At 68.7% G+C, this 16,674-nt stretch carries 14 protein-coding genes; 8 read left to right on the top strand and 6 right to left on the bottom strand.

Annotated elements, in window-relative coordinates; translation table 11 throughout:
- Positions 1-10: 10 nt before the first annotated feature.
- Entirely contained in the window at positions 11-205 is a 195-nt protein-coding gene (rpmI, locus tag IT779_RS28765) for a 50S ribosomal protein L35 (RefSeq protein ID WP_040706116.1), read from the bottom strand.
- Between the two features lie 57 nt (positions 206-262).
- Entirely contained in the window at positions 263-976 is a 714-nt protein-coding gene (infC, locus tag IT779_RS28760; protein WP_196152637.1) for a translation initiation factor IF-3, read from the bottom strand.
- A gap of 417 nt (positions 977-1,393) precedes the next feature.
- Here infC and IT779_RS28755 point away from each other — a divergent pair, with 417 nt between their 5' ends.
- Positions 1,394-1,735, top strand: coding sequence for a DUF1844 domain-containing protein (locus tag IT779_RS28755; RefSeq protein WP_196152574.1), 342 nt, complete (start codon positions 1,394-1,396; stop codon positions 1,733-1,735).
- A 52-nt stretch (positions 1,736-1,787) separates the two neighbouring features.
- Positions 1,788-2,498, top strand: coding sequence for an alpha/beta fold hydrolase (locus IT779_RS28750; RefSeq protein ID WP_196152573.1), 711 nt, complete (start codon positions 1,788-1,790; stop codon positions 2,496-2,498).
- A 623-nt stretch (positions 2,499-3,121) separates the two neighbouring features.
- On the opposite strand, the gene uvrA is transcribed toward IT779_RS28750, so the two are convergent.
- On the bottom strand, positions 3,122-6,112 hold the full coding sequence (uvrA, locus tag IT779_RS28745; protein ID WP_196152572.1) for an excinuclease ABC subunit UvrA: 2,991 nt from the start codon (positions 6,110-6,112) through the stop codon (positions 3,122-3,124).
- Between the two features lie 574 nt (positions 6,113-6,686).
- On the opposite strand from uvrA, the gene IT779_RS28740 reads away from it, so the two are divergent.
- On the top strand, positions 6,687-7,319 hold the full coding sequence (locus tag IT779_RS28740) for a response regulator transcription factor (protein ID WP_196152636.1): 633 nt from the start codon (positions 6,687-6,689) through the stop codon (positions 7,317-7,319).
- Positions 7,320-7,326: 7 nt separating this feature from the next.
- On the opposite strand, the gene IT779_RS28735 is transcribed toward IT779_RS28740, so the two are convergent.
- On the bottom strand, positions 7,327-8,112 hold the full coding sequence (locus IT779_RS28735) for a sigma 54 modulation/S30EA ribosomal C-terminal domain-containing protein (protein WP_332839015.1): 786 nt from the start codon (positions 8,110-8,112) through the stop codon (positions 7,327-7,329).
- Between the two features lie 184 nt (positions 8,113-8,296).
- On the opposite strand from IT779_RS28735, the gene IT779_RS28730 reads away from it, so the two are divergent.
- The 4 genes from IT779_RS28730 to IT779_RS28715 all read left to right on the top strand — a co-directional run bounded on the left by IT779_RS28730 (position 8,297) and on the right by IT779_RS28715 (position 14,428).
- Positions 8,297-10,021 (top strand): GAF domain-containing sensor histidine kinase, encoded by a 1,725-nt coding sequence (locus IT779_RS28730; RefSeq protein ID WP_196152570.1) that lies wholly within the window; start codon positions 8,297-8,299, stop codon positions 10,019-10,021.
- 255 nt (positions 10,022-10,276) lie between these two features.
- Entirely contained in the window at positions 10,277-11,608 is a 1,332-nt protein-coding gene (locus IT779_RS28725; RefSeq protein ID WP_196152569.1) for a diguanylate cyclase domain-containing protein, read from the top strand.
- An 11-nt stretch (positions 11,609-11,619) separates the two neighbouring features.
- Positions 11,620-11,958, top strand: a complete 339-nt coding sequence (locus tag IT779_RS28720; protein ID WP_196152568.1) for an antibiotic biosynthesis monooxygenase family protein — start codon at positions 11,620-11,622, stop codon at positions 11,956-11,958.
- 226 nt (positions 11,959-12,184) lie between these two features.
- A complete protein-coding gene (locus IT779_RS28715) occupies positions 12,185-14,428 on the top strand; it encodes a HelD family protein (protein WP_332839022.1) in 2,244 nt (747 codons plus the stop codon).
- Between the two features lie 75 nt (positions 14,429-14,503).
- Here the strand turns inward: IT779_RS28715 and IT779_RS28710 are convergent, their stop codons facing one another.
- Together IT779_RS28710 and IT779_RS28705 are read right to left on the bottom strand one after the other, a co-directional pair.
- The gene (locus IT779_RS28710) at positions 14,504-14,956 is read right to left on the bottom strand and encodes a universal stress protein (protein ID WP_196152567.1); all 453 of its coding nucleotides are present in this window, start codon (positions 14,954-14,956) and stop codon (positions 14,504-14,506) included.
- Positions 14,957-15,267: 311 nt separating this feature from the next.
- The gene (locus IT779_RS28705) at positions 15,268-16,134 is read right to left on the bottom strand and encodes a DUF6597 domain-containing transcriptional factor (protein WP_196152566.1); all 867 of its coding nucleotides are present in this window, start codon (positions 16,132-16,134) and stop codon (positions 15,268-15,270) included.
- Positions 16,135-16,186: 52 nt separating this feature from the next.
- On the opposite strand from IT779_RS28705, the gene IT779_RS28700 reads away from it, so the two are divergent.
- Positions 16,187-16,669: a VOC family protein gene (locus IT779_RS28700; RefSeq protein WP_196152565.1), complete on the top strand. Its 483-nt coding sequence runs from the start codon at positions 16,187-16,189 to the stop codon at positions 16,667-16,669.
- Positions 16,670-16,674 lie beyond the last annotated feature (5 nt).

Genomic DNA, 16,674 nt, shown 5'->3' with positions numbered 1-16,674 from the left:
GGGGCGGGTGTCAGATACCCAGCAGCTTCTTCACGCGACGGACGTCGGCAGCCGCGACGACCTCCGTGCCGTCCAGACGACGAGTCCGGCGGGTGGGCTTGTGCTCGAACAGGTGGCGACGGTTCGCCTGCTGACGCAGCAGCTTGCCTTTACCGGACACCTTGAATCGCTTCGAGGCGCCGCTGTGACTCTTCATCTTCGGCATGGATTCCTCTATCTGTCTCGTGCCGGTGGCTCTCGCGAACCACCGGTTCTGTCGGTGTTACTGCGGCTCGGCCGGTGCGGCCTGTTCCGCGGCGGGGGCGGCCGGTGCGGCGGCGGTCTGCGCCTGCGCGGGCTGCGCGGGCGCGGACTGCGCGGGCGCGGACTGCGGCGGCCGCGGAGCCGACGACTCCTGCTGGGCCTTGACCCGCGTCTTCGCGCCCTTGTGCGGCGCGAGGACCATGGTCATGTTTCGACCGTCCTGCTTGGCGGAGGTCTCGACGAAACCGAGTTCGGCGACGTCGGAGGCGAGGCGCTGCAACAACCGGAAGCCCAGTTCGGGCCGCGACTGCTCGCGACCGCGGAACATGATCGTGACCTTGACCTTCGAACCGGCGTCGAGGAAGCGCACCACATTGCGCTTCTTGGTCTCGTAGTCGTGGTCGTCGATCTTCGGTCGGAGCTTCTGCTCCTTGATCACGGTCTGCACTTGGTTCTTCCGAGACTCGCGCGCCTTCTGCGCCGTCTCGTACTTGAACTTGCCGTAGTCCATGATCTTGCAGACCGGCGGACGGGCATCCGGGGCCACCTCGACGAGGTCGAGGTCGGCTTCGAGGGCGACGCGTAACGCATCTTCAACACGCACGATCCCAACCTGTTCACCGCCAGGTCCGATGAGCCGGACTTCGGGAACACGGATGCGATCGTTGATGCGGGTCTCAGTGCTGATGGGGCCTCCTAGGTCAAACGGTGTCGTCGGACGACCGCGCGCAATGAATGCAACCCCATGTTCAACACAAAAGCCCCGCGGTGAATTTCTTCACCACGAGGCCCGAGTCGACCGATCATCGACGGAGGTGATCGCACAGCGGCGCACACACGTCGATCCCGCGTCGAAGGCGATGCGCTTCGCACGAGAATCCCGCCCGGCGTGGGCGGGTGACCGGACCGTTGAACGTACGATGGCTTGATGCCATGTCGGCAACGGTGGGAGTCGGGCTCCACTTATCGGCCCCGGCGCAAGTCCGGGGCGGTCGTCAGCGAGAAGTCTAACATTGCCGAACGCTATCGCCGAATCGCGCCCCGCCCCGACCTCGAGAATCGCGCCCTGAACTGCGGACATGCCCGAAGCGGCGGTGTCGACCACCGGGCGCGCGCAGCGGCCGCGACCCCGCCGCCTAGCCTTGCCGATATGACTGAACAGCCGGACGTCCCGGTGCGCGAACTCGCCGACATTCCCGCGGTGGAGGTGATCAGCCGCGCCGCGGTGATGCTCATGAGTTCGGCGGCCGAGAAGCTCGGACTGGCCGAGGAGGACCCGAACGGCGGCTCGCGCCTCGACCTGGACGAGGCGCGTCGGGTGATCACCGCGCTCGCGGGTCTGGTCACCGCCTCGGTCGAATACCTCGGGCCGCACGCGGGTCCGATCCGCGACGGCTTGCAGGCATTGCAGCGGGCGTTCCGCGAAGCGTCGGCCCACCCGGACCAGCCGGGTCAAGGGCCGGGCGAGAAGTACACGGGTCCGGTCTACTAGCGCCGCCGCCCGCACGGGCGCGCCGGGTTGATCCGCGAGATTTGGAGGGGACATGACGACTCGGGTCGTATTGATTCCGGGATTCTGGCTCGGCGCGTGGGCGTGGGACGAGGTGGGCGAGCGGCTGCGGGAACGCGGGCACGAGGTGTGCGCGCTGACCCTGCCCGGCCTCGACCCCGAGGACGCGCACCGACTCGACGCCACACTCGCGGATCAGGCGCGGGCGATCGTGGCGGCCATCGGCCCCGACGGCGACGCGGTGCTGGTCGCGCACTCCGGCGGCGCGGTGCCCGCGTATCTGGCCACCGACCGTGCGCCCGAGCGGGTCAGGCACGCGATCTACATCGACAGCGCGCCGATTCCGGACGGGTTCGTGCTGCGCGACGACCTGGGTTCGGCGCGCGAGTTCGCGCTGCCGTCGTGGGCGGAGTTGGAGGCCGAGGGCAACAGTCTCACCGGACTCGACGACAAGGCGTTGGCCAGGTTCCGGGAGCGGGCGGTGTCGCAGCCCGCGAGTATCGCGGGCGCGCCGCTGGAGTTGAGCGAATCGACAGCCAGGCTCGCGGTGCCGACGACGGTGGTGTGCACGAGTATCGCCGCGGATCTGGTCGGACAGTTGAGTACGAGCGGGGAGGCCCCGATCTTCTCCGAGGTCCCTCGGGTGGGCGCGGTGTTGGTCGATCTGCCGACCGGGCACTGGCCGATGTGGTCGGAGCCGGACGCGCTGGCCGAACTCGTGGACGGGATCGTGGGCCAGGGATGAGACGAAGACGGGGCAGGCCCCGCGCGCCCGCCCCGTCAACGGCGTTCACAGTCCGGGGGTCACCGAGATGGATGAGCCGGTGGCTATCAGGTTGGCCAGTGCCGCGAAGAGGGCGCTGAAGCCCGCGCTTCCGGTGTCCATAGTGTGTGTTTCCTTTCCAGGACGCGCTCAGGCGCCGGGGGTGTAGTTGATCGACGAGCCGGAGCCGAATACTCCGAGGAGCAGGGCAACCAGGGCGGCGATGTCTACGCCTTCCATGAAACTTCCTTTCTCACACCGGGATCCCGGCGCCGACTACTGCCGACAACGGACCGGTACCCCGGTTCACCTATCGCCGCTGTCCGGTCGCTGCCGAACAGGTTAGCCGATCTTACACACGACCATTTCACTTCTGCCGCCCTTTCGCCCCTCCCGGCGTCCCATTCCCGGACCCACCCCACCTCGGACGACTCGCGCCGCAGACCAGCGACACCAGGGCAAACCCTGTTGAAGCAGAACGACCGTGGACCGCACCCGCGCCGAAGCGAGGTGCGGCCCACGGTCGGACAGCAGTACCCGAACCCGCGCCGGTGACCGGCTGATCCAGGCATCGAAATACACCCGCAGGCGGTCTGCCTGCGGATTCAGCGCAGCGCGGCCGCCTTGCGCGCGAGGCGTTTGGCCGCCGCGGGCTCGGCCGGAGCCTTGGCCTTCTTCGCCGCGACCTTCTTGGCGGGCGCCTTCGCGGCCTTCTTCGCGGGCGCCCGCTTCGGCGCCTCGGGCGCGGCCAGCACATCCCGCAGGAACTGACCGGTGTAGCTCTCGGCGACCTCGGCGACCTCCTCCGGCGTGCCCTCGGCCACCACGGTGCCGCCGCCGGAGCCACCCTCCGGTCCCATATCGATCACCCAGTCCGAAGTCTTGATGACATCGAGGTTGTGTTCGATGACGATCACCGAATTGCCCTTGTCGACAAGACCGTTGATGACGCCGAGCAGTTTGCGGATGTCCTCGAAGTGCAGGCCGGTTGTCGGCTCGTCGAGGATGTAGATGGTGCGGCCGGTGGAGCGTTTCTGCAGTTCGGCGGCCAGCTTGACGCGCTGCGCCTCACCGCCGGACAGGGTCGGCGCGCTCTGCCCGAGTCGGACGTAGCCGAGCCCGACGTCGACCAGCGTCTCGAGGTAGCGGTGGATCGAGGTGACCGGTTGGAAGAACTCCGCGGCCTCGTCGATCGGCATTTCGAGCACCTCGGCGATGGTCTTGCCCTTGTAGTGCACCTCGAGGGTTTCGCGGTTGTACCGCGCGCCGTGGCAGACCTCGCAGGGCACGTACACGTCGGGCAGGAAGTTCATCTCGATCTTGAGGGTGCCGTCGCCCGAGCACGCCTCGCAGCGACCGCCCTTGACGTTGAACGAGAACCGCCCCGGCTGATAGCCGCGCACCTTGGCCTCGGTGGTGGCCGCGAACAGGGTGCGGATCTTGTCGAAGACGCCGGTGTAGGTGGCCGGGTTGGAACGCGGAGTGCGCCCGATCGGCGACTGGTCGACCTGCACCAGTTTGTCCAGGTGGTCCAGGCCGTTGACCCTGGTGTGCCTGCCGGGCACCTGCCGCGCGCCGTTCAGCTTGTTGGCGAGCACGGTGGCCAGGATGTCGTTGACCAGCGTCGACTTGCCCGAACCCGAGACGCCCGTGACCGAGGTGAGCACGCCGAGCGGGAACGCCACATCGATGCCGCGCAGATTGTGTTCGGTGGCGCCGACCACGGTGAGCCTGCGCTTGCGGTCGACCGGGCGCCGCACCATCGGCACCTCGATGCGTTCCCGACCCGAGAGATAGGCGCCGGTCAGCGAATTCGGGTCGGTGAGCAGTTCGCTGTAGGGACCGCTGTGCACGACCCGACCGCCGTGTTCACCGGCGAGCGGGCCGATGTCGACCACCCAGTCCGATGCCTTGATGGTGTCCTCGTCGTGTTCGACCACGATCAGCGTATTGCCGAGATTGCGCAGTCTGGTGAGGGTTTCGATGAGCCTGCGGTTGTCGCGCTGGTGCAGGCCGATGGACGGTTCGTCGAGCACGTAGAGCACGCCGACCAGACCGGAGCCGATCTGGGTCGCCAGCCGGATACGCTGCGCCTCACCGCCGGAGAGGGTGGCCGCGGCCCGCGAGAGCGACAGGTACTGCAAGCCGACGTCGAGCAGGAAGCCGAGGCGCGCCTGCACCTCCTTGAGCACCTGACCGGCGATCGCGGCCTCGCGCTCGCCCAGGGTGAGCGCGTTCAGGAAATCCGAGCAGTCGGCGATGGACAGTTCGCTGACCTCGGCGATGGATTTGCGGTCGCCACCGGAGTCGATGGTGACCGCGAGGATCTCCGGGCGCAGCCGCGCACCCTTGCAGACCGGGCACGGCACATCGCGCATGTACCCGTCGTAGTGCTCCTTCATCTGCTCGGATTCGGTGTTCTCCATGCGCCGCTGCAGGAAGGGCATGACGCCTTCGAAGTCGGCGTAGTAGGACCGTTTGCGCCCGTAGCGGTTGGTGTAGGAGACGTGCACCTGGTCGGCGCTGCCCTCGAGCACCGCCTTGCGCGCCTTGAGCGGCAGTTCCCGCCACGGGGTGTCCATGGAGAAGCCGACCGCCTCGGCCAGCCCCGAGAGCAGCCGGGTGAAGTACTCGGCGGTCTGCCCGCGCGACCACGGCGCGATGGCGCCGTCGTTCAGGCTCAGCTCGGGATCGGGCACCACGAGCTCGGGATCGACCTCCTTGCGGATGCCGAGCCCGGTGCAGTCGGGGCAGGCGCCGTAGGGCGAGTTGAAGGAGAAGGATCTCGGCTCCAGGTCCTCGATGTCGAGGGGGTGGCCGTTGGGGCAGGCCAGCCGTTCGGAGAAGCGGCGCTCGCGGTCGTGGGCGTGCTCGTCGCGGTCGACGAAGTCGAGGACGACGATGCCGTCGGCCAGGCGCAGCGCCGTCTCGATGGAATCGGTGAGCCGCTGTTTGGAACCGGGCTTGACGGCGAGGCGGTCGACCACGACCTCGACGTCGTGCTTCTCCTGCTTCTTCAGCTTCGGCGGATCGGTGAGCGGGTGGACCACGCCGTCGACGCGCACGCGCGAATAGCCCTGGGTGTTCAACTGATCGAACAGGTCGACGAATTCGCCCTTGCGGGTGCGCACCACCGGCGCGAGCACCTGGAACCGGATGCCTTCCGCCATGGCGAGCACCTGGTCGACGATCTGCTGCGGGCTCTGCTTGGCGATGAGCTCACCGCAGACCGGGCAGTGCGGCGTGCCCGCGCGCGCGTAGAGCAGGCGCAGGTAGTCGTACACCTCGGTGATGGTGCCGACGGTGGAGCGCGGGTTGCGGTTGGTGGATTTCTGGTCGATGGAGACCGCGGGCGAGAGTCCCTCGATGAAGTCGACGTCGGGCTTGTCCATCTGCCCGAGGAACTGCCTGGCGTAGGCCGACAGCGATTCCACGTACCTGCGCTGCCCCTCGGCGAAGATGGTGTCGAAGGCGAGGCTGGACTTGCCGGAGCCGGACAGACCGGTGAACACGATGAGACTGTCGCGGGGCAGATCGAGGTCGACCCCCTTCAGGTTGTGCTCCCGAGCTCCGCGCACGGTGAGGCGTTCGGCCACCAGTGAGTCCCTTCTAGATCGTCTCGGTGTTCGTACCGGTCACACGGGGGTCCGTACGGCCGAACGACCCATGCGGCCGATGCCCGGACCTATCCCGCCGACATGCTAAGCGCGACCACCGACAAGTTTCGCGGGCCCGCGCGAACGCGTGCGCCGTGCGGCTGTGCGACCGCGCGGACGGACTCCCCGGCCCGCGCCTGCCGCGCAACCACCACACTATCCCCACTGCTCGGACGCCGTTCGGTCACCGACGACGGGCTCGCACCGGCTCGTGACCCGCACCACATCGAGTCCGCGAGGCGAACATCCGCCGATACCGACCGGTCCGCGAGCGACTCGAGCCAACCGCCCGCGCGGCGGTTCGATCGCGGGCCGGCGCAATCACGCCATTGCGCACGCAGGCGACCCTTTTCCCGGCGCGACCCGATCCCCAGCGAAACATACTGCGGCACCGGCTTTTTCCTCCGGCAACGATTTCGCAATGGGTTCCCGGCATCCGGGCTACGGTGATCCGGGGCAGAACCACCGCGCGACGGACGCGACGGACCACATCCGAAAACGCCGGGAGGCGAGCGTGATCAAGGTGTTCCTGGTCGACGACCACGAAATCGTGCGGCGCGGACTGATCGATCTGCTCGACAGTGATCCCGAACTCAGTGTCATCGGCGAGGCGGGCGACGTCGCCCAGGCCATGGCGGGCATCCCACGCGCCCGGCCCGACGTCGCGGTACTCGACGTGCGCCTACCCGACGGCAACGGCATCGAACTGTGCCGCGACCTGCTCGCCGACGTGGCGGGGCTGCGCTGCCTGATCCTCACCTCCTACACCGACGAGCACGCCATGCTCGACGCGATCCTGGCGGGCGCCAGCGGATACGTGGTGAAGAACATCAAGGGGATGGAACTCGCGGAGGCCATCAAGGCCATCGGATCCGGTCGCTCGCTGCTCGACAATCGCGCCGCGGCCGCGCTCAAGGCGCGCCTGCGCGACAGCACCGACTGCGACGGCAGGCTGGCCGGACTCACCGATCAGGAGCGCAGGCTGCTCGAACTGCTCGGCGAGGGACTCACCAACCGGCAGATCGCGGCGCGCATGTTCCTCGCGGAGAAGACGGTGAAGAACTACGTCTCGCGACTACTGGCCAAACTCGGCATGGAGCGCCGCACCCAGGCTGCGGTGCTCGCGTCGAAGATGCGGGAGTCATGAGCCCGGCTCAGGCGGGCGCCACAACCGTCAGGTCGCCGTCGTAACGCCGGTAGAGGAGGTTGCCGCGGCGGGTGTGCTCGTCGGAGTAGAACAGGAAGGGTAGGCCCGCGCGGCAGAGCCAGGTGGCGGCCTCGTCCTCGGTGAGGGTCGGGGTCGGATCGGGTCGCACCGCGATCGGCAGCGAGCCCGCGGTGAGCGGTCGGTCTTCGGTCGGGGCGGGCGGGTAGACCGCGCGCTGGCGGGCCAGCGCGACGCCTATCGGGTCGGTCCACGACACCACGGCGTCCTCGCCGGATTCGGCGTCGGTGAACAGGTAGGCGTCGTAGTCCATGGCGTCCATGACCTCGACGGCCTCCTCGGGCGTCCCGGTGAGCAGGGCGCAGTCCTTGCGCCGCACGATCGGGCGGCGCTCGGTGATCCGCGCCAGCGGCGGCCGCGCGGGATCGGGCCAGGACCGCGACTCGTGCGCGGCCAGCCGGGCGATCTGGCGGTCGAGCCGTTCGACCGCGAAGGTGACGGCGAACCCGCGCGGACCGGTGACCTGCACGCGGGTCGGCGTCTCGTGCATGCGCACATTGGCCTGCACGACGGTGGGCTGGTCGCGATCCGCGGGGGCGGTCACGCGCACCCGCGCCGGCACGTCGAGATGGTGGCGGCGCAGCACTCGTCCGATGGCGCGCACGGCCCTCGTCACGTCAGCCGGGGGAACCGCGCCGCGGGTGGTGACCGCCAAGTCCGGTTCCGCCGCCGTGGTCCACTGCTCCGACAGGTACAACGGCTGCGACGAATTCACAGGACACCTCTGCTCTCTAATCCTTCGATCCGACCATCCCACCGTTCGCACGGCCATCGCGAACAGGGCCGAAAGTCCCCGATCCGGGAACTACACTGATTGCGGCATTCGATCGGAGACTTCTCAGCCACACAGAAGACCGTCAGCGACACAATCGAATACGCCATCGAGAACGGAATCCGAGATGACCGACGACGGCGGGGGTGAGCCGTACTCGGTCCGTGAAACCCTCTCCCAGCTGCGATTACGCGAATTGCTCGGTGAGGTCAAAGAGCGCGTCGAACTCATCATCGACTCGCGCGACCGCATGGGCGGCCTGGTGGAGGCGATGCTCGCCGTCACCTCGGGACTCGACCTCGACGACACCCTTCGCACCATCGTTCGCACGGCGATCAACTTGGTGGACGCCCGATACGGCGCGCTCGCGGTGCTCGGCCACGACCGGCAGGTGAGCCAGTTCATCGACGAGGGGATGGACGAGGCGACGCGCGAGCGCATCGGCCGCCTGCCCGCCGGACACGGCGTGCTCGGCGTGGTCCTCGAACAGCCGCGACCGCTTCGCCTCGACGATATCGCCGAACACCCCGACGCGGTCGGACTTCCCGATGGCCATCCGCCGATGCATTCGTTTCTCGGTGTGCCGGTACGCATTCGGGACGAGTTGTTCGGCAGCCTCTACCTCACCGAGAAGGCGGGCGGCCAGCCGTTCACCGAGGACGACGACGTGCTGGTGCAGGCGCTGGCCGCCGCAGCGGGGATCGCGGTGGACAACGCGCGGCTCTACGAATCCGCGCGCACCAGGCAGGCGTGGATCGAGGCGACCCGCGACATCGCCACCGAATTCCTCGCGGGCACCGAATCCGATCGGGTGCTGGCTCAGGTGGTCGACCACGCGCGCGGCCTCACCGGATCGCACCGATGCTTCCTCGCCGGCGCGGAGGGCGAGGACCTGATCCTCACGCAGTGGTCGGGTCCCGGTGCGGGACACGCGGGTTGGCCGGTGCGCACCGAGGGCACCGCGCTGGGCGAGGCGTTCACCAGCCGCACACCGCTGCGTTTCGACGATGCCGCGCGCGTCGATTTCGGGGTGCCGATCTCCGATGTCGGTCCGGCGCTGATCCTTCCGCTGTGCACCGCCGATTCCACTCTGGGCGTGCTGGTCACGGTCCGACCGGCCGGTTCGGCGCCCTATCCCGACGAACTCGTCGAACTCACCGCGGCCTTCACCGATCAGGCCGCGCTGGCCATGCGACTGGCCGAAACCCAGCGCAGGATGCGCGAACTCGACATCGTCGCCGACCGCGACCGCATCGCCCGCGACCTGCACGACCACGTCATCCAGCGGCTGTTCGCCATCGGCCTCACCCTGCAGGGCGCGATCGGCAGGGCGGGCATCCCCGAAGTGCGCCAACGACTTTCGACGGCGGTCAACGATCTGCAGGAGGTGGTGCAGGAGATTCGCACCTCCATCTTCGACCTGCACGGCGGCGAGGGCGAGGCGAGTCTGCAACAGCGTCTGGAGCAGGCCGTGCGCAAGCAGAGCGCCGACAGTCCGGTGCGCACGACGGTGCGGGTCACCGGCCCGCTGTCGGTGATCGAGGCCGAACTCGCCGACCACGCCGAGGCGGTGGTGCGCGAGGCGGTGACCAACGCGGTGCGCCATTCCGGCGCCGACACCGTCGGGGTCGAGATCAGCGTCGACGACTACCTGACCATCGTCGTCACCGACAACGGCTGGGGCATACCGAATCACGTCATCCGCAGCGGCCTGCGGAATCTGGAGCAGCGCGCCGAGAAGTCGGGCGGCGATTTCGTCATCGGGCAGGCCGTCCGCGCCCGCGCGGATCTCGACGGCGCGGGACAGCCGGGCACCCGGCTGTGCTGGACGGTGCCGCTGCCCGCGCAATGACCACCGCGGGCACTGCCCCGACCGTGGTATCGAACGCGGCGCCCGATATGCCGTAACTCCGTCGCCGACGCTCCCGGTGACCGCATCCGGCGGGCCCCGGGAACCGGCTTTCTGTCATGATCGATTCGATGGGATGCGACGGAATATCCGAGCTGTGAGCGAAGCAATAACGGCGGTGTGATCTCGTGCACCTCGAAACCAGATCAATCCCGTGGTGCAATGACCATGATTCGGTCGACGATCGGGGGTTTGCGAGTGGGTGATGACAGGGCGGCGAACAGCTCGGCGGACGCCGAGCAGCTGGCCCAGCGGTACCGGTCCCTCGTCGAACACGCCCCGGACGGGATCTGCGTGCACGACGGTCGCAGGCTCGTCTATGTCAACCCGGCTACCGTCCGGCTGCTCGCCGCGCACGACGCGGGCGAGCTCGTCGGCGAGCCGCTGACCCGCTTCGTCCACCCGCGTTCGATCCCGGCCATGCTCGACCGGATGAGCCGTCTCGACACCGAGGGGTCGGCCTCGGACCGCACCGAGATGACACTGCTGCGTCTGGACGGCGAGACCGTCCAGGTCGAAACCGTCTCGGTGCGCACACCGTGGTTCGACCGGCTCGCCTACCAGGTCGTCATCCACGACCTCACCGCCCAGCGCGCCGCCGAGGCGGGCCAGCGACTGGCCGAACAGCACTTCACGACCGTGGTGTCCCAGCTCGAGGAGGGCGTGGTCGTCATCGACCGCGACGGCCGCATCGAATCCGCCAATCCGGCCGCCGTTCGCATCTTCGGCGCGGGCGCGCACGACGGCGACCTCACCGGATACACCATCGGCGAACTGCCCATGGAACTGCTCGACGCCAACGCCCAACCGCTCGCGCCGTCGCGGCATCCGATCGCGCGCACCCTGGCCACCGGCGAGACCATCACCGGCTATGTGTTCGGCGTCGACCGCGCGGACGGGCAACGGCGCTGGCTCTCCGGAAGCAGCAGACTGCTCAATCCGGACGATCCGGAATCCTCGGCGGTGTCCTCCTTCGCCGACATCACCGAATTCCGGGCCAGCAGGCGGCAACTGGAATACCAGGCCACCCACGACTCGCTGACCGGGCTGGCCAACCGCTCGCTGATCCTGTCGCAGCTCGCGAGCGCGCTGGCCACCAGCGAAGACCTTCCGGTGTCCACGGTGCTGTTCATCGACCTCGACGGGTTCAAGGCCATCAACGACAGCCTCGGCCACGCCATCGGCGACACCGTGCTGCAGATCGTGGCCCAGCGCCTGCAGCGGGCGCTGCGCGGCGACGATCTGGTCGGGCGGCTCGGCGGCGACGAATTCCTGGTGCTGCTCTCCGGGGCCACCCGGCGATTCGACGTGGACGCGCTGGTTGAGCGCTTGCGCGCCACGACGGCCGAACCGATCGTCGCGCGCGGACACCGCATCGAGATCAAGGCGTCCATCGGGGTGACCGCGCTCGACTCCGACGATCACCGCACCCCCGAGGCGGTGCTGCACGACGCCGACCTCGCGATGTACCGGGCCAAGACCACCGGCCAGGCATCCGGCCTGCGCCCGAACAACACCCACGCTTCCTGAAGGTGCCCGGATTGATCATCGAACACGTATTGCTGCCCGTCGCGCCCGATCGCGGCGCGGAATTCGAAGCCGCCTTCGCTGCGGCGCGACCGCTGATCGAGGCGACGCCGGGATTCCGGTCGCTGTCGCTGTCGCGCTGCGTCGAGGCGCCCGGCACCTATTTGCTGCTCGTCGAATGGGACCGTCTCGAAGACCACACCGAGGGCTTCCGCGGCTCCGCCCGGTACGCGCGCTGGTCGGAATTGCTGCACCATTTCTACGACCCTTTTCCGACCGTCCGCCACTTCGAACCGGTATCGCAACCGGAGGCCTCACCTGCGGTTGCGGCGAGCTCGCCGGATACCAAGTAAGCTCGACAACTCTGTTTTCACTCGCGTGCGCGGCTCACTCGCGCCCGCGGGTGGCCCGGCTCATCGCGGTGACAAGGAGTTCAGTTTGCCCGACCGCCTCACCAAGGACCGCGCCGAGCGCGACGGCGTCCACGAGCGCGACAGCGCTCGCAGGCCTGAGCGCGCGGCCGCTGTCCCGTCGCGCAACGGCGCCGCGCAGGCTCCCGAGCACACTCGCGACGCGGAGATCGAGCGGGAGCAGAGCTACCTCTCGGTGCTCTACGACCGCCTCGACGGCATGCGCGACTACGCGAAGAAACGCTTGGAGACGGTGCTGCTCGAATCCGGCGGCACCCCGCAGGCGCGCAGCGAACGCGAGTCGTTCACCCAGCTCTACACCGAGGACCTGGCCAAATACGACGCCGCCGAACACGGACTCTGTTTCGGCCGCATCGACCTCGCGGCGAGCGAGGACGGCGACGAGTACCGCTACATCGGCCGCCTCGGCATCCTCGACGAGCAGGACGACTTCGAGCCGCTGCTGCTCGACTGGCGCGCACCGCTGGCGCGCCCGTTCTACCTGGCCACCACCGCCACACCCGACGGCGTGACCAGACGCAGACACATCCGGTCGCGCAACCGCGGCGTCACCGCGATCAACGACGAATACCTCGACCTCGACGCGGCGCGCCGGGCGGGCACCGTCGCGGACGACGGCGGCGTCGGCAGCGAGAGCGCGCTGCTCACCGCGCTCAACGCGGCGCGCACCGGCCACATGAACGACATCGTCGAGACCATCCAGAGCGAGCAGGACGCGATCATCCGCTCCGAGCACAAGAGCGTGCTCGTGGTGCAGGGCGGCCCCGGCACCGGCAAGACCGCCGTGGCTCTGCACCGCGCGGCCTACCTGCTCTACACCTACCGCCAGCAGCTGGCCAAGAGCGGCGTGCTCATCATCGGGCCCAACGCCACCTTCCTCGACTACATCGGTCAGGTGCTGCCCTCCCTCGGCGAGACCGGCGTGCTGCTTTCCACCATCGGCAACCTGTATCCGGGGGTGACCGCGACCCGCGAGGACACCCTGCGCGCCGGTGCGATCAAGGGCTCATCGGCCATGATCGAGGTGCTCAAACAGGCCGTGCGCGACCGTCAGGAGCTACCCGGCGAGCCGATCACGCTCGCGTTCGACGGCTATCCGGTCGCCCTGGACCGCAAGATCGCGACCAGAGCGCGCGGCCGGGCGCGGTCCTCGCGGCGCCCGCACAATCTGGCCCGCCCGATCTTCGCCGCCTCGGTCGTCGACGCGCTCACCGATCAACTCGCCCAGACCATGGGCGCCGACCTGTCCGGCGGGCCGAGCCTGCTCAGCCGTACCGACCTCGCCGAGATCCGCGAGGAGATGAAGAGCGACCCGCACGTCCAGGAGGCGATCGGGCGGCTGTGGCCCATCCTGTCGCCGCAGGAGGTGCTGGCCGACCTGCTGGCCGACCCGAAACGGCTCGACCGCGCCGCCACCGCGCTCGATCCCGCCGACCGCGCCGCACTCGTGCGCGCCGACGACGGCGAATTCGGCCCTGCCGACGCGCCCCTGCTCGACGAACTGGCCGAACTGCTCGGGGTGGACGACGCCGAGGAACGCGAGCGCTCGCGTCGCCGCTGGCGCGCGCGACTGGCCGAGGCGCAGGACGCCCTCGACATCCTGACCGGTTCCGCGCCACAGGATCTCGAGGACGAACTCGATCCGGAGATCCTGATGGCCTACGACCTGATCGACGCGAGTCAACTGGCCGAGCGCCAGGACGTGCGCGGGCGGCAGACCACCGCCGAGCGGGCCGCGGGCGATCGCACCTGGACCTACGGACACGTGATCGTGGACGAGGCGCAGGAACTGTCGGAGATGGCGTGGCGAATGGTCATGCGGCGCATCCCGAATCGCTGGATCACGGTGGTGGGCGATGTCGCCCAGACCGGCGACCCGGCGGGCGCGTCCTCGTGGGCGGCGATGCTCGAACCGTATGTGGCGCAACGCTGGAAGCTCACGGAGCTGACCGTGAACTACCGCACGCCCGCCGAGATCATGGCGGTGGCCGCGCGGGTGCTTGCCGTCATCGATCCCGACGCCGCGGTCCCCCGGTCGGTGCGCGAATCCGGCCACGTGCCGCGCGCGCACCGGGTCGCCGCCGCCGAACTGCCCGCCGCACTTGCCCGTTCGCTCGCCGAGGAACAAGGACCGGGCACGGTGGCGGTGATCGCGCCACACGACCTCGTCGCCGAATTGTCGGATCTGGCCGCGGCATCGGTGCGGGTGCTGACCGTGCACGATGTGAAGGGCCTGGAATTCGACGCCGTCTACCTGGTCGAGCCGCAGCGCGTGGTGGCGGAATCCCCGCGCGGGCGCAACGACCTGTACGTGGCGCTCACCCGCGCCACCCAGCGGCTGACCGTGCTGCACAGCGAGGACCTGCCCGCCGAACTCGCCGCGCTCGGCTGATCCGCGGCCGACCGTCCACGGCGAACGCCCCGCATCGGCGTCTCGGACGCGATGCGGGGCGTTGTCCGGTCCGGCTCAGCGGACGGTGTGCACGATCAGGACATCGGAGCGCGACTTGCGGGCCACATCCGAGGGCACCGAGCCGAGCAGGCGTCCGGCCAGGGTGTTCAGGCCGCGGTTGCCGACGACGAGCAGATCGGCCTGCACCTCCTTGACCAGGGCCAGCAGCGAGTCCACCGGCTCGCCGACCACGGCGCGCTCGACGATCTCGTTCGCGCCCGCGGCGGCGGCGCGGTCGCGGGCGATGCGCAGGATCTCGTTGGTCGGTGCGGACCCTCGGACCTGGTACGCCTCGTCCTTGAGCACGTCGGCCGCGGCGGCGACGTCGCGATCGTCGGTGGGATAGAAGGCGCAGGCTATGACGAGCGTCGAGCCCGCCGCCGCGGCCAGCGACGCGGCCTTGTCGACGGCGACGTAAGACGAGTCCGAGCCATCGGTACCGACGACAACGGTCCGGTAGGCGGTCATGTGAGTCCTCCAACTATGCGGGTCGGGTGCCTGGCGGCGGCCTCCCGAGCGAGTCGAGGCACCGTCGCGGCGACTGCGCTCGACCATAGCGGCAAATCGCCCGGATATTTCAGAAATCGCAACACATCACACCGCCGGTGTCGCGCCCATTCGACAGCGCCGCCGCCGTGTGGTTTCGGCGAAAGCGAAGTGACCTGGGCCGACATGATTCACCGGCCCGAAATTCTGTGACCCCTCACAAGTTGCGTGAACCCGCTTGCGGCGCTGGGATATTCATCACACGGTGACGGTATTCACGCTCCACCGTCCGCTCAAAAGACTTTCGAGGTGACCTCGTCGCGCGACCGAATCGAATTCTTCGCGTATTCCAGCGGCGCCATTCCGACCTCGGCGGTGAACTCCCGCGAGAAATGCGCCTGATCGAAGTAGCCGAGCTCCGCCGCGAGCGCGGCCAGATCCTCGAACCGGCCGCGCGCCAGTAGATTCGCGCCGTCCTGTAATCGATAGCGGCGCAACACCCATTTCGGGCTCGCGCCGACATAGCGCCGAAACGCCCGTTGCAGAGTGCGGGCGGTGACCCCGAATCGCTCGCTGACCTGATCCACACGCGTCAACTCGGTATCGCGTTCCATGGCCGCCACGATCCGCAACACGGACCGATACGTCGGATCGTCGGGAACGCGGCGGCTGCCGAAGAATTCCTCGACCAGATCGCGGCGTTCGGCATCCGACGATGCCTCGAGCACCCGTGCGGTGAGCCCGGCGGCCTCGGGTATCACCTCCTCGAGCCCGACCGAGGTATCGCGCAGGGCGCCGACATCCAATCCCGTGTACGCGCCGAAACCGCCCGCGCGGAAACGAATACCGAAAGTCTCGCCGAGCCCGCCGAGTTCGCGAACGAATTTCGTGGTCACGACGCCGTTGACGAATCCGCCGGACCTCGTCTCGGTGCGTTCGAAGGTGATGTTGACGCACGGAAACGACAACACCTCGGCGAAATACGGCGGCCGTCCGCGCAGATCCCAGCGCACCACCCAATACCATTCGACGAACCGCGCCACCGACGGTCCCGGCGGGAGTCGGACCAGAGAACGGTGGCGGGCCTGTTCGTCCGGATGCAGGATGCCCTTCACATCCTGCGGGCCGGGCGTCGCGCGCGCGAGCGGGAATTCAGCCACGGTGTCGCGTTCTTACAAGACCGAGCGCGCCGCGTGGACCAGGCTCGATCCCATGAGCGAGACGACAACCGACACCGTGCACCCCATCCCCGACGGCTACCACTCGATCACCTGCTTCCTCGCCGTACCCGACGGGAACAAGGCGATCGAGTTCTACCGCGCGGTCTTCGGCGCGGAAGTGATCAGCCGCAACGACCTGCCCGACGGGCAGCCCGCGCACGCCGAACTCCGCTTCGGCGATTCCACCCTGCAACTCGGCATGCCGATACCCGACAACGGCGTGCTCGCGCCCACCGGCGAATGGGTGCACACCTCGATCGTGCACTACTGCCCCGACGTGGACAGCGTGATCCGGCGGGCTCTCGAACACGGGGCGCGCAGCGCGGAGGAACCGCAGACCTTCGTCACCGGCGATCGCTACGCCGTGGTCATCGATCCCTTCGGCCACCGGTGGGCGGTGATGACCAGGGTCGAGGACGTGCCGCGCGAGGAGGCCGAGCGGCGCGTCGACGAGTGGATGGCCACGCAGGGCTGAACCGG

Origin of the sequence: Nocardia bovistercoris, assembly GCF_015674855.1 — a bacterium.
Taxonomy (GTDB): domain Bacteria; phylum Actinomycetota; class Actinomycetes; order Mycobacteriales; family Mycobacteriaceae; genus Nocardia; species Nocardia bovistercoris.
Note: the sequence above shows the minus strand (reverse complement) of the source record. Positions and strands in the feature narration are given on the sequence as shown.